Genomic DNA, 13,354 nt, shown 5'->3' on the forward strand with positions numbered 1-13,354 from the left:
GGACCTTATTAAATTAACTCGGCTAAGGGGGGCTTTTTAAAGTGGTGAAGAGGGGTCAATTTGAAGCGGTTTATCCAAATATTGCATCAGCAGATAATAAAAAAGCAGTACCATAAGATACGCCCATTTAAAGTCACCTAAACTAATATCCAGGTGCCATGCACGTTGGACTAGCAATCTCAAAGTTTCTGGAAAGCTTAAAATGGCCTGTTTGTAAGTGGACCATATTAGTATCATATAGAGCAGCATCACTGCATAGTTCACTACGCCATAAGCGATGAGGAATGTATGCTTTGAGAAAAGATTTTTCATCCCCGCAGACTTATTATCTTGGTTCGTTTTGAATGCTAGTTTTAATGCTCCCCTTGCTTTGGCAAGCAAGTTTGGAGTTGATGTGAGGTCTGACAGTACCCAATACCCATCGAGCCTGATGAACGGATTTAGTTCCAAAATGGCTTTAGAAGCTATGATAACATGAGCAAGTAAGAATGTTGGATTACCTGTTACGCTATATATCAGAAGCAATGCAAAAGCATATAAATATTCGCAAAAGATTCCTCCAAGATTGGCCATAATCCGTTTATTTCGGGAAGCTTGCCAAATATTACTAATATCTGCGAATGCTACCGGTATTACGGCGTAAATTCCAAAGCCTATCGCTCCATGGCGGATGTTGTATCGCCTGCAAGCTGCAATATGCCCCAACTCATGTACCAACATGGTCATGCAGATCAATAAACTTAACATACTGAAATTGGGAGTTATTACTTTCAAATGCTCGACAAAAAAGTATTTGATAGTGAACACACTAAACATCAACATAAAAGATAGAAGTGTATAGAAAAGTATCGGTTTAAAAAAATAAGTAAAAGGAGCAGAAAGTTTTCCAGCGACATTAGCCGGTATAATGTTGATTCTTGCCTTCAGGTAACTTTGCCCAGAAGTTTTGTTTGTAATCGGATCTTCATTTAGTAAGATGCCATATCCACCCAAATTTTGGTTGACCAAAGTTGTGAATTCATCTAGGTTTAGGGATACATTGAGATTCTTATTAAAACTTGTGCAAGCTTCTTCAATGGATCTTTCATTGCGTAGAATATCCAACAGTTCGATGGTATTGCCATCCACCAGGATGTTCCGGCCACCCGCGGTATTGACCACAAAACGATGATCGTCATAATTACTGATATTGATCGCTGATATTAACATTAGTTTACCGCGGCCAAAAGGTTCAAAACTGTTGCAGTAGTAAATATGCTATTATGATCATCCACTATTACCCCTGTGCCAAAGGACCCATGCTTCCATTCATTCACTTCTTCTGGATCAACCACATCTGGATCTGGAATCCTCAATATATAGTCGGATGCCCACCTTCCATCCTCGAATTGTTCACTTAAAAGCCAGTTGATGCCTGCTGATATTTCAACATTATAATTTTCTTTCAATTCCATAAGTGACCTTAATGCTAATGCAGTATAAAAAGCACTAGGTTTGTCTGTGGCAGGATTAGCCCAGTAATCCTGTCCTGTTTCTTTTTTAGACATTATCCAGGCGCAACCTAGTTTTTTCTGATTGAAGCCTTCGCTGCTAAGCGCCCGTACTGCATATGAGGTTGCATAGATGTCACTCGACCACCAGTATGATTTCCAACTGCCATCAGCCTGTTGAGTGTTCATTAAATGATTTGATGTTCTGGTATATGCTTCATTTAAATGGTTCATGGATTTTAAAGCATAACCTGCAGCAGCAGAAACACAGTTTTTTTCTTTAATCCAACCATTAACGTTATGGTGTTCGGAAAGGTGAAGAAGTTTTCTCAGTCCGTTTGCATCTGTATATGTTCTCCAACTTCCTTCATGTTCAAAACTCAACCAATTTGAATGGTCGTAAGGGATACCCACTAAAGCTGAATACAGAGATAAAAAATTGGCACTGTCACCATCCATAAATATATTCTCATTGAACGAGGCATGTTGATGATTAGTAAAATATTCAGATAATGCCGTAGTGATGTTTTTACCTAAACCCTGTTCTGCCAGCATGCAGCCTACGTAGGCACTAACCCAAATTGTTCCAAATCCGGCAGTAGTTAGGAAATCGGATAAAAGACCATTCGACTCTTGCTGGTTTTTAAGATAAGCTAATGATAAGTTGGTGGCCTTAGGAACAGTATTCTCTAATCCTACAATTTTTTCACTATTGTCAGCTTTGGCCTGTGTTTTGATGAGAAGGTAATTAATTTCCAGCAGCCGGTCTTTACACCGATGCTGTTCTTTTAGAAGATATTGGGAAAGCGAATCAAGATTTAAGGTAGTTGCAATTTCTATAGCATTCTGATAATGATCAATAGCATTCTTTATGCTGATCTGAGCCAATTCCGTCAGAAATAAATATTTATAAGCTAATGGTGAATGTAAAGAAATACTAATTTTTCTTTCACTTAAAATACGTTCCAGTTCACTAATAATATAGGTTCTTTGTCCCCTATCATAATCAGCTTTAAAATCGTCAAGATCGTCAAGGTACTGAAACGCGATATGGATTTCATTTACCAGTGTCTTCAGAAGAGCGTCATATTTATTATCATCCCCTAAAGAAGATAATGCATCTACTATGCTTAAGGCCATAGCAGACTTTCCTTTAGCTAAAGACTGAAAAGTATGTTGATCTATGAAGATACTTTTTTCAGATATTTTTTTTTCAAGTGCATATGATTCCAAATAGGAATGCTTGTGCAAAGCAAAAGACGTCCAGAATTTATCTTGTCTGTTAAATAGATAAGCCAAACCTTTTATATTTTCTTCAAAAGAGGAAAGCCGGACAAAGAAATTCCTAAAATCTAAATCTCCTCCATCGGCTATCGAATCCAAAGAAAGCAGGAACTTAAAGTACCCATAAGATGTGTCCTTAAGTGCTATAAGCTGTTCTTTACTTACCTTAGGGTATAACGGAACCAGATACTCAGCTATATTAATGTAGAACTCATGGTTTTTCTTAATTTCTCTGGTCGTTTGTTCAATCATAAAATAAGGGATGAGAGCGTTAATCAGGATTGCAATTTAGATGGTTAGAGGGATTATGACAACAACCTGAGGTTATAACTAAAAAAAGTTAAATCCATTGCAAGGTCAAAAAGCTGCTAATGTTAATTTGAGATTATCCACGCAATTTTCGGCTTGGGTATCATACTTCAAATTTCAGAAATGAAAAGATTTTGATATTTTTATTTTTAAAACCTGGTCAACGTATTCCTGGCTTATAAGAACCGTCAGCTGATCTGTTTTCTTAACCAGTTGTCTTTTTTTGTGCAGGAGAATAAAAAAAGTTGCCCAACCTTTGGATCGACATTGAATGATCCGGATTCCTGATCGGTGTAGAAAGTTACTTTTTTGGCTGAGGTGGTATATACATCCAAATTTTCTTTAGGCATGACCGTCCAGGCGTTCTTTCTGACCGGGTAATCATCATCTTTGATATCGACACTAGTAAAAGATGCCTTAACAATTTTCAGCTGCTTTTGTGCGAATGTAGTGCTTACTGAGAAAAGGAGTAAGGATAGAATAGCGAATTTCATTTTCAATTGGTTTAGGGTTCAGGCTTAAAACAAAAACGCCCGAAAACTTCCGGAGGTTGCATTGAATCAATAATATAACTGCCTGTCTAAAAACAAGATGACCGAGCAGATTTAAAAACAATCCAAAGCCATTTTTAAAACATGCGACCAGTACGGTTTCGAATTTTACAGTAATATTCTTTAAATCCCCCTTTAAACAAAAAAAGCTACCCCCATGGGCAGCTTCAACTTATCTGATTTTATTTTCTACTTTGCTAAAACCATTGCATTTTGTTCCACTTCCATAATGCTTTCAGAAGCATAAGATTCCGATTTTAGGCTGGCAAAATCAGCTAATTTTACGTTTTTCATGTTGCTTGCGATCATTGTACTTTGATTAGCAGTACCATTTAATTTTAATACCGCATCATCCTTAACGATGTTATATAAACTGCCTGCTGTAGTTTTAATCCTCGCTGTAGCACTCTGGCTCAAGAATAACTGCAGGTATTTTACATCGAAATTATTGCTGGTGACCACAACTGATTGACCGTAAGCTTCAATCCTTTCTAAATCCTTCACGGTAATATTAAGTATGACCTGACTGGTTTCTTCTGAATTGATAAACAAGGTTTTTCCATCAGTTGATACAGAGGTTTTCGCAGCTTCATAGTTGCTCTCGCTTTCTATATTTTGTTTGTCACCTTGTGTCAAGATGATTTTCACGTTCCCCGCTCACCCAGATCCTGTTGAATTTTGATAATGAAGAAGTTTTTGTTTCTGCTTTAACTGGCTCAGCGGCAAAAGTTGCCATTGCTGATGAAGTAAATAATACTGCTGTTAATGCTGCTGCGAATAATGTTCTTGTTAAGGTTTTCATATCTTTTATTTTTTAAATTTTTGCTGTTGTTTTGTTATTAAGACGCAGCTTCCCGACAAACGTTGCAGGCAAAAACCCTGTATTATACCATCGTTAGTAACCACTAGACCAACGCCGGTAATTTCTAGACGAACTGTTGCGAGTTCTCTAACTAGATTTGCATAAATCTATCAATTGTGGCAATACAAGTTTTTTATTGGCTTTTCAAGGATGTGGAATGTTCATTTTATTTGCCTGTTCATGTATCATGAACAGGGTGATTTGTTGAACACATCAGGCTATACTTGTCAGGGTACATTTTGGGGCAGTAAGTTAAATTTATACCCTGTAGAGTATAATCATGAATAATTAGTTGTTTACATTTGTAAACATTTTAACTGCAATAACCTCATGAAATTTAAAACGCTTCTCACATTGCTTATATTTAATGGCTTGGGTTGCCTTTTTGCCCAGGCGAATGGAGCGCAAACTCCTGCATCCCCTTATTTTTTGATACCCTACCGGGTAAAAAATCTCTGGGGTTTTTCTGATCAGCAAGGAAATATCAAGATCAAGCCTGTCTATTCGGCTGTCGGAAAGATTAGTTATTACTGGACAGATGGAAAAGAATTCAAAAGCTTGATGGAGGTTGTTAAAGAGAATCGCAGGTTTGTCATCAACCACCTCAATGAAACGGTCGTCCCCCCTGAGAAGGAATTTGACAGTTTTCTTTTCGATTCTTATAGCTATGAGACTATTATAGCTACGAAGAAAGGTAAAAAAGCGCTTTATTATGATGGAAAAGAACTGCTTTCATGTGCTTATGATGATATTGAAAGGATTCAGAATCTGAGCTTTAAAATGCGAACAGGTAACCTTGTTGGTCTTGTTAATTCTACTGGTAAGGTTATCATACCTCAAAAATTTTACTCCGTTTATGCTCAAAGAATAGAGGATGAGAATGTTACCTGGGGAGCCAGCATCGACCTGAAGGGGAAGAAAGAATCTTTTACAGAGATAAACATTAGAGATACTGTGCCGAACACGCATGACCTTGGTAGCGTGAGCCTAAATTCGACGCTATCCCTAATTACTTCAGGTGGATATCTGAATCTGGATAGTACTATAAAGGCATTGTCTGTGTTTTATCAGGATGCTAAGCCAGACGGAAATTACAGCTTTTTAATTCACATCTCAAAAAATGGAAAAAAAGGGCTTTATAATGCCATTACCAAAAAGGTTATTATCCCCGTTGACTATGAGCTTATCAATATAGACCGCGGACTTAACGCGGAGATAATTATCCTGGTCAAGAAAAATTTTTATGGCTTTTTTAATGATTGGGGAAAAATGATTGTCCCTCCTGTTATAGAAGCAGTGTATGAAAAGCGGTTGCCATTGACCTTGGTGAAGGATGGGCTGGTTGGTATGCTGACCGAATCCGTTCATTACATAAAACCAAAATACAAAAAAATGGCTTACGTTGCTACTCTGCGTGATTTCAATGCTGGGAAGATTTTCAACCTCTATGAAATTGAAACAGCAACTGGACAAAAAGGCTTTGTCGGAAACAATGGACTCGAGTATTTTCAAAATTGAATGTACTGACTTAAGAGTTTATATCTTTGACACCCCCGAAAAATCGGCCTAGCATTTTACTTTTAATTTGTTTGAGTTTAGGGAAGTGCACAGAGCACATCGCCCCCCTAATTATGTTTCCAATTTTCGTTTACGCTAAAACCATGAGAGCAAAGTTTAAATAAGGGCATGTTCTGTTTATTTAGCTCCCGAAAGCACATTCAATCGCCAATCTTAGAGAAATTTTGGTTTAAGCTAAAGCATTCGCAAGTTTCCTTAGTTCGAAAAGTTAATTTTCTTTTTGAACGCTTTTTTAATTCCGATCACTATCACTCCGTTAGCATCCTTTGCCCCATAAAGTGCTGCCGCTTCCGCATCTTCGAGTATATCTATCTTTTCAATCCAGTCTGGGGAAATCTGGCTGAGCCTGACAGGATCGATCGTACAGCTTATATTTCCGCTGGACAAAATATAAAGTGGCTGTCGTGAATTAGAAATAAAGGAGACGCCCCCGAGCATGACATGTGTAACCTTTTTTAAACGAATGACCATGCTATCGCTAAGACCCGCTTCTGCTGGAGAAAAACCGGGGAGAAGAAAAGTATAAGTAGATAACGTGTCGTGGTCATTTATCCTAAACTCAAAACGGCCAGCTGAGTCTGTTATCGCCAATACGTTCTCAAATCCCTTTTTCCGGAGTTTTACCCCTACCAAAGCAATACCTTTCAAATCATCAACCACACTCCCGTTTAAAATAGTATTCAAAGGAGGGACTACGCTTGAAGATTCTCTTGATGAAGGCAGCATTTTTGGCGCTTGATCGCTTCTGATTACTGGAGATTTAGCATTTTGAGCCTGAGCAGAACTGATCATTACTGCGGCCAAAGCCACTGGCATCATCCAGTACCAGTTATTTGTGGAGGGGAGAGCGAGGTTTCTATTAAGCTGGCTGGAAAGCAATCTCCCACATACCTCGCTGGTTTTATGCTGAAAAAAATGGAATAGTTCCTCATCTGATTTACCGGTCAGATCTACAATACTTTTTTCACATTTGTTACAAAAATGCTCGCCGTTTTCTTTTTCAATTTCACTCCATTGCTGTGTGCAGGGTTTGGTTAACATCAGTTGCAACTTTTTCATATTTACCGTTTATAGCAGGATGATCGGAGATTGATAATTCCATAAAACACATCAGCAAAAATAAGAACGATCATCAAGTGAGCAGTATAGTAAAAGCCCCGTTTACACCCCTTTAATAGATAGGAGTAATTGTGCCCCGGGCTTTGTTTCATTTTATTAAGACAAACACAATGAGCCGTACAAGCAAATCAATTGAGCTATGTTTAACTCTGATAAACAAATGGTTTTTTGAACACGGGTTTATCTATACCATTTAGGGTACATTAACCGCAATAGGTCGGCTGAAATCCCACTTATCAAGTTATTCATCTTGATCGAACTGACCGACATCTATGTCGGTCAGTTATGATGCAATACCTTCAAATCACCTAAATAAGCCTAGCTAGGCCTTCGTTTTTTCTCGGGACTTGAACAAAGAAACTAGGCCTTCAAGCCAGATAAGTTGAATCAGGTAATGAAGTATTTATGGCATTCCTCTGTTCAAATTCCGTAATAGCATAGTACGTTCTGACTGTATTACCTGGAGGATTTATGCCACCCAAGAGCCGGTACAAGAAGTATGTGTAAATTTTTTATTGTATCATTGAACTTCTCACTTATCGGAAAGGAAATCAAGTAAGATTTTATTAAAAAGCCCAGGGTTTTTCAGTGGTAGATAATGATCCTCACCTGCTATGATTTCTACTCTCGAACTTTTGATAAGCGCATGGATCAATAGGGTATGTTCGGTTTTTATCACATCAGATTCTCCAGCGAGGATAGGTGTAGGCATGTTTATCCTATCCAGGTCATCGGCATTTATCTGCGGTTCCTGCAATACCAATTGAGTGAGTCGCAATTGGTTATTAGATCCTGCATCATTAAGATTCATCAGGCTATCTCTACGTTTTTCAAACATTCGGACAATATCTTCCTTTATCGCCCTAGTGCCCGGAAAAATATTTGCACCCATCAGTACCATTTTATCTATTTTTTCAGGGTGTTTTAAGGCAAACTCAATGGCTGTATTTCCCCCATCACTCCAACCCAGTAAACTCGCTTTTTGGATATGGATGGAATCCATTACCGCCTTTAAGTCATCCGCAAAAAGCCTATAGCTATAGGCCCTTGTATTTCTATTGATGCTGTTGCCATGTCCCCGGGTATCCATGGCAATGACCTGATAATGCGCAGATAGCGGCCCTATCTGGTTTCTGAACGAGCTGATACTCTCGCTGTTTCCATGTAGCAGAATGAGTGGACTACCTTATCCGTATGTCTCATAGTAGATTTCTCCGTCTGCTACCTTGATGCGCTTTCCGTTGTTGTTTCCATACAATGCCCTGGATATCTCCGGATCAACTTTCGTTATTTCATCCTGGTTTTCCTCTTTTTGTTCTTCTTCCACAACTTTTTTTGCTTTCATGGTTGACACTTCTATGCCAATAAGCAAATGGGAACTGGAAACTTTTTGCCATGACGCTTCACTTTTCATCCTGTAAAGGCTTGAGCGCAGTGTGGTGGGGAATGAAGGTATAAAAAATGTCTGCCTGCTCGTATCTCCGGGTAAAGACTGGAGTTCAAGAATGGACAAGGAGACCGCAATTTCTTTTCTTCCCTTTATCTCTATCTGATAAGGGCGCAAATCTATGGTCTGAACCTTTGGCATTCCCTGCTCAGATGAGCCAGACACATCGAACACTACATCTTTATCCAGCAAAGAGTGATCGGGAATTCCATTTTTAATTCCGTATACATTCAATCTAAGCTTTATCCTTTTAAAATGTCTTCTGTTAATGCCGAAGTTAAGTTTCCTTAAGTAAACATCCGGGTCTATTTTGAGAATGGACGCCTGTTCACGGCCCTTTTCGTCACTAAATTTAGGTATTGTTTTGTACATCGCAGGAAAGAAAACAAGACTAGCCGACCAGCGTCCATAGCTTTTCATTTTTCTTGGCTCAGCCTTTATCTTTACCGTTTTAAGCTGCTGCTGTAGTTCTTTTAAAATAATGGTCTTGTTCCCGTTCAAAAATTGCTTGAGATCCATCTTTACCGTGCGGAAACCAATTGCGGAAAAAATGAGAGAATCTGTCTTTGAGATTTCATCTTGGCGGTAGCTCAGGATATAATGTCCTAAAGAATCAGAAACAGTACCAATAGCCTTGTTTTTAATGCCAATACTGACAAAAGGAACTGGCAGCCCGGTGAGTGCGTTTATAGTTTTTCCAGGTAATTCTTCGCCCTGGGCACGAACTTTAATTGCAAAAATAAAAAAAGAAGCGAGGATAAAAAGGACAGAAATTTTTAATGTCGAATACCGGGAAGTGATATTTTTTTGCATATTGAAGGACGTTTCAATAAAGATGAGATATAGGGTACAAAGGTTGCAAGCATATGAATTATTAGCATGTTGTATTCCAAAAATACGCTGCGGGAAAGTGTTGTTTAAATAGAATCCTAAAAAAGCAGAATAGCCATGAAAACTATATTGAAACTGACCTTGATTTTTATAATCCTTATCATCAACAATAGTAAAGCACAAAATGTAAAGAAAACAAATTCCAGTGAGATCACCCCAAATGTGACAACCAGCGATAGGAGTAGTAAAGATGAGCTCTATATTGGAAAAAAATTTTATTCAGACGACGAGCTCAACACTTATACTTTTATAACCTCAAAAAAAATCAATGATGAGGATAGTTTAACATATTCGATTTATAAAAAAAACGGTACGGAACGCTATTCATTCAGCATAGAAAAGCTAGTTTCAAATGAGGATAAGGAATTGTATCAAATTTTGGACTTGTTTTTATTTACCCATTACAAACCTGAAAATCATCGGGTTAAAATATTAGATACTACAAATGGGTATTCAGTTTTATTGGTAAAAAAAATGAAATTTTAAAAAAATGGCAATTTGACTTAGATAGTAGCAAAGTAAATAATATTTGGGCAGGCAAATATAAATGCAATTTTCTTCGGATCAGGGAAGAGTCTGCAGATCCACGTGCTTATGCAATGATTGTGATCACCATCAAAGGCAACAACGCAACATTTCAATTAGAGGGCTATAATGAGGTCATAAATAAAAAATCACTGGTTTTAAGTAGCGGCCCAAACAAAATCATTTTATATGAAAAAAATCAAAAAGAATCCAAATTTACCATCACAAAGAGTAATAATAAATTAATACTAACCAGTGATTTGCTAAATAAAATCACTGGTGAAGTTGAAACGTATAAATTGGAAAAGAATTAGCTTGTAGCCAGCATAGGTCAAAAAATTACTCCAGACTCAACTAACCAAGCTTAATAATATTGTATGAGCATAGCTATTTCTTAAATGCCTTAAAAAATGATAATAGCTTCGTCATCTCCTTAAAAAGTGAAAAAACATATATAACAGCAATCCGCCTTTTAGTCCATCCAATAATCATTTAACCCTCTAAAAACAATGTCTCGCAATCAATATATTACAAGGCTTTTAGTTATAAGTTTATTTATATTAACTCACAATCTAACATATGCTCAAATAGATAAACCCTTTAAAAATGATTGGGCTAGAGATGAATTGAGAGGTAAGGTTAAACAAATTGATCATTACACCGATAAAAAGCTTCAAAAAAGAATAACCTATAACTTATCTGGATTTCAGACGAAATACCAATCTTACAGTCAAAGTATGCCACAAGAGGTTTTCTCTTCTTATGAATCATTTTATGATACCAAAGGAAATTTAATTAAGGATATTGGAGGTGATTTCACCACTATTAATAAATACGATGAACTAGGAAATCTAATCGAGAATAGAGTCCTTATGACAGGTAATCAGAAAACACGCAGCCTGCAAACTTTTCAATATGCAAATCGAAATATAACCTATTCTAAGCAGACTAATTTTTTGTATAACAGTATTGAAATTGATTTTATAAATGAGATCGAATATTTATATAATGAAAAAAAGCTCCTGATTGAAGAAATAGTAACTTTTACAAGAGCAAATAAGCTACTTTTAAACGAAAAGATTTTATATGGTTATGACAATTTAAACCGCCGGAGGAGTAAAACGAAGTTTAATGGAAGAGGCGATACCACACAGAGATTTGAATATGATAGCGTAGGGCGAACAATATTAATGGGTTCAAGATTTCCTAATAAAATTCAACGAACTAGTTCATCGGATTATAATGAATATTACAAATACGATAAAAATGGTAACCGAGTTGAGATATCCAACTTTAGCACCAAAGGAATTCCAATTTATAAAGGTGAATATAAATTTGATGTGAGTGGAAACTGCATTAGTCATGCACATTACATGAAGAATCAACTTACCGGAGAAACTACTTATTTATATGATAGCAATGGGTGGCTAACTGAAGAGATCGGGTATACTTATGGTGAGCTAAAAGAAAAGATTTTATATACCAGGGATAACCATGGGAATATTATAAAAAGAATACATTTTGATGGAAAACAGAAACAGACCTTATTGCTAGAATATCGTATTATTTATTATTAATAAACAAGAAAAACTTATGTAGGAATGGTCGGAAGAGAAAGCAAATAACATTTCCAAATTTCAGTCAAATAAGAAAACATAGAAATTATGGGCAGGAACACGAGAAGCGACAAATAGGACGGGAGTGTCACCTGAGCTGTGTCAGATTCTAAATTAATGCTTCTCTGTCATGGTTATATAGGTTATTTTTGGAACATCCCTTGTCTTTATCGGTTCACTTATAAACACCATCTCTAATTAATAATCTACGTTTACAACTTGTAAACCATGTTTATTGCCAAAACCTCTAATTAAACTCTAATAGTTAGCCTAGCTATTAGTACCAACATAAATTCGGCTTAACAGGACTTTTGTATCGTGAAGGATTTAAAGATATTGTTCAGTGTATCCATGCAAAGCACTGTCCATCCAGATTGCTCTCAAGGTCAAGGATTATTTCGATCTAATTTAAATTCTTGTTCGCAGCAAGCATTATCGTTATCAGATTTATACGCATACAAAAACCAAAAAAACTTTTGTATTGCTATCGGATCATCTTCGGCTCTTATCGGATCATATCGGCTCACAAGTGCTGATTTTTTTATTAAATTTGTATATGAGCAAAGTTAATGTGCATACGCAAATCCTGGGCCTGAACTGGAAACTAATCGGTTTGATAAGCGATATCGACAGATTTGATGCGGCTTGGCAGGCGATCGAACGTAAAGAGGGGCAAACCTTAAAAGAATTGAAGTACATTGCTACAGTTAGTAGTGTTGGAGCCTCTACACGTATCGAAGGATCAAAACTTAGTGACCAGGAAGTTGATGTTCTCTTAAGAAACATGGATATATCTAAACTCGAAGATCGAGATCAGCAGGAAGTTGTTGGGTATTTCGAGGTATTGGATGCGATCGACGAAAGCCATCAGTATATGAATATTTCAGAGACCGAACTGAAAAACCTGCACAACCAGCTTTTGAGGTATAGCGAAAAAGACAAATGGCATAAAGGAAATTATAAGCAACATACGAATTCAGTAGAGATGACATTGCCTGATGGGAGCAAACAGATCATTTTTCAGACAACCCCTCCGGGTTTTGCGACAGAGGATGCGATGCGAGCATTGATTGATTGGTATGAAAGCGATAAGGACACCCACTCATTGGTGAAAAGTGCATTATTCTGTTATGAGTTTCTATCTATACACCCATTTCAGGACGGGAATGGAAGACTGAGCCGTCTGCTAGCTACCTTGCTTTTGCGCAAAAATGGATATCAATGGATAAGATATGTAAGTTTTGAGCACGAGATCGAAAGTAAAAAAACAGAGTATTATGGTGTACTTAGGTCTTGCCAAGCGTTAAGGCCAAATGAAGATATATCTGCATGGGTATCCTTTTTCTTGGAAAGTCTTAAAAATATCCAAGAAGCATTGATGCGTAAACTTGAAAGTCGAAACGTCATCCAATCACTATCACCAAAAGACAAGATACTGATTGCTATCATTGAAAGCAATCCTGGGATCAAAACCGGCGATCTAGCCGTAAAAACCGGTTCATCTGGTTCAACTATAAAAAGGATGGTTGAGAAATTGATTAAACAAAAACTTATAGAACGTCATGGGGTTGGACCTGGATCTTATTATACGCTATTGTGATCGGATCAGAATCGGCTCGTATCGGTCCATATCGGATCATAATCTAACCACTTGCCCTTCAAAAAGCGAAATCTCAATCTTG

The 13,354-nt window shown here is 37.2% G+C and carries 12 protein-coding genes; 4 read left to right on the plus strand and 8 right to left on the minus strand.

What is annotated here, in order from left to right:
- Window positions 1–36: 36 nt before the first annotated feature.
- The 5 genes from GJU39_RS09660 to GJU39_RS23850 all read right to left on the minus strand — a co-directional run bounded on the left by GJU39_RS09660 (window position 37) and on the right by GJU39_RS23850 (window position 4,436).
- Window positions 37–1,209 (minus strand): zinc metalloprotease, encoded by a 1,173-nt coding sequence (locus GJU39_RS09660; RefSeq protein WP_154280589.1) that lies wholly within the window; start codon window positions 1,207–1,209, stop codon window positions 37–39.
- Window positions 1,209–3,026, minus strand: coding sequence for a prenyltransferase/squalene oxidase repeat-containing protein (locus GJU39_RS09665; RefSeq protein ID WP_154280590.1), 1,818 nt, complete (start codon window positions 3,024–3,026; stop codon window positions 1,209–1,211). The genes GJU39_RS09660 and GJU39_RS09665 overlap by 1 nt, the downstream gene beginning before the upstream one ends.
- A 245-nt stretch (window positions 3,027–3,271) precedes the next feature.
- Entirely contained in the window at window positions 3,272–3,577 is a 306-nt protein-coding gene (locus tag GJU39_RS09670; RefSeq protein WP_154280591.1) for a hypothetical protein, read from the minus strand.
- Between the two features lie 246 nt (window positions 3,578–3,823).
- Complete coding sequence (locus GJU39_RS09675) at window positions 3,824–4,270, minus strand: GIN domain-containing protein (RefSeq protein WP_245227769.1); 447 nt, start codon at window positions 4,268–4,270, stop codon at window positions 3,824–3,826.
- Entirely contained in the window at window positions 4,257–4,436 is a 180-nt protein-coding gene (locus GJU39_RS23850; RefSeq protein WP_245227771.1) for a hypothetical protein, read from the minus strand. The genes GJU39_RS09675 and GJU39_RS23850 overlap by 14 nt, the downstream gene beginning before the upstream one ends.
- Window positions 4,437–4,826: 390 nt before the next feature.
- Between GJU39_RS23850 and GJU39_RS09680 the strand changes: the two genes are divergently transcribed.
- Window positions 4,827–6,014 (plus strand): WG repeat-containing protein, encoded by a 1,188-nt coding sequence (locus tag GJU39_RS09680; protein ID WP_154280592.1) that lies wholly within the window; start codon window positions 4,827–4,829, stop codon window positions 6,012–6,014.
- 255 nt (window positions 6,015–6,269) lie between these two features.
- Here the strand turns inward: GJU39_RS09680 and GJU39_RS09685 are convergent, their stop codons facing one another.
- The 3 genes from GJU39_RS09685 to GJU39_RS09695 form a co-directional block, all read right to left on the minus strand.
- A complete protein-coding gene (locus GJU39_RS09685) occupies window positions 6,270–7,133 on the minus strand; it encodes a hypothetical protein (protein ID WP_154280593.1) in 864 nt (287 codons plus the stop codon).
- Window positions 7,134–7,725: 592 nt separating this feature from the next.
- Complete coding sequence (locus GJU39_RS09690; RefSeq protein WP_342448193.1) at window positions 7,726–8,367, minus strand: alpha/beta fold hydrolase; 642 nt, start codon at window positions 8,365–8,367, stop codon at window positions 7,726–7,728.
- 12 nt (window positions 8,368–8,379) lie between these two features.
- A complete protein-coding gene (locus GJU39_RS09695; RefSeq protein ID WP_154280595.1) occupies window positions 8,380–9,453 on the minus strand; it encodes a carboxypeptidase-like regulatory domain-containing protein in 1,074 nt (357 codons plus the stop codon).
- A gap of 135 nt (window positions 9,454–9,588) precedes the next feature.
- On the opposite strand from GJU39_RS09695, the gene GJU39_RS09700 reads away from it, so the two are divergent.
- The 3 genes from GJU39_RS09700 (at window position 9,589) to GJU39_RS09710 (ending at window position 13,272) form a co-directional block, all read left to right on the plus strand.
- The gene (locus tag GJU39_RS09700) at window positions 9,589–10,017 is read left to right on the plus strand and encodes a hypothetical protein (protein WP_154280596.1); all 429 of its coding nucleotides are present in this window, start codon (window positions 9,589–9,591) and stop codon (window positions 10,015–10,017) included.
- A gap of 548 nt (window positions 10,018–10,565) precedes the next feature.
- Window positions 10,566–11,633, plus strand: a complete 1,068-nt coding sequence (locus GJU39_RS09705) for a hypothetical protein (protein ID WP_154280597.1) — start codon at window positions 10,566–10,568, stop codon at window positions 11,631–11,633.
- Window positions 11,634–12,228: 595 nt separating this feature from the next.
- A complete protein-coding gene (locus tag GJU39_RS09710; RefSeq protein WP_154280598.1) occupies window positions 12,229–13,272 on the plus strand; it encodes a Fic family protein in 1,044 nt (347 codons plus the stop codon).
- The last annotated feature ends 82 nt before the right edge of the window (window positions 13,273–13,354 follow it).

This window comes from Pedobacter petrophilus, assembly GCF_009674725.1.
Classification (GTDB): Bacteria; Bacteroidota; Bacteroidia; order Sphingobacteriales; family Sphingobacteriaceae; genus Pedobacter; species Pedobacter petrophilus.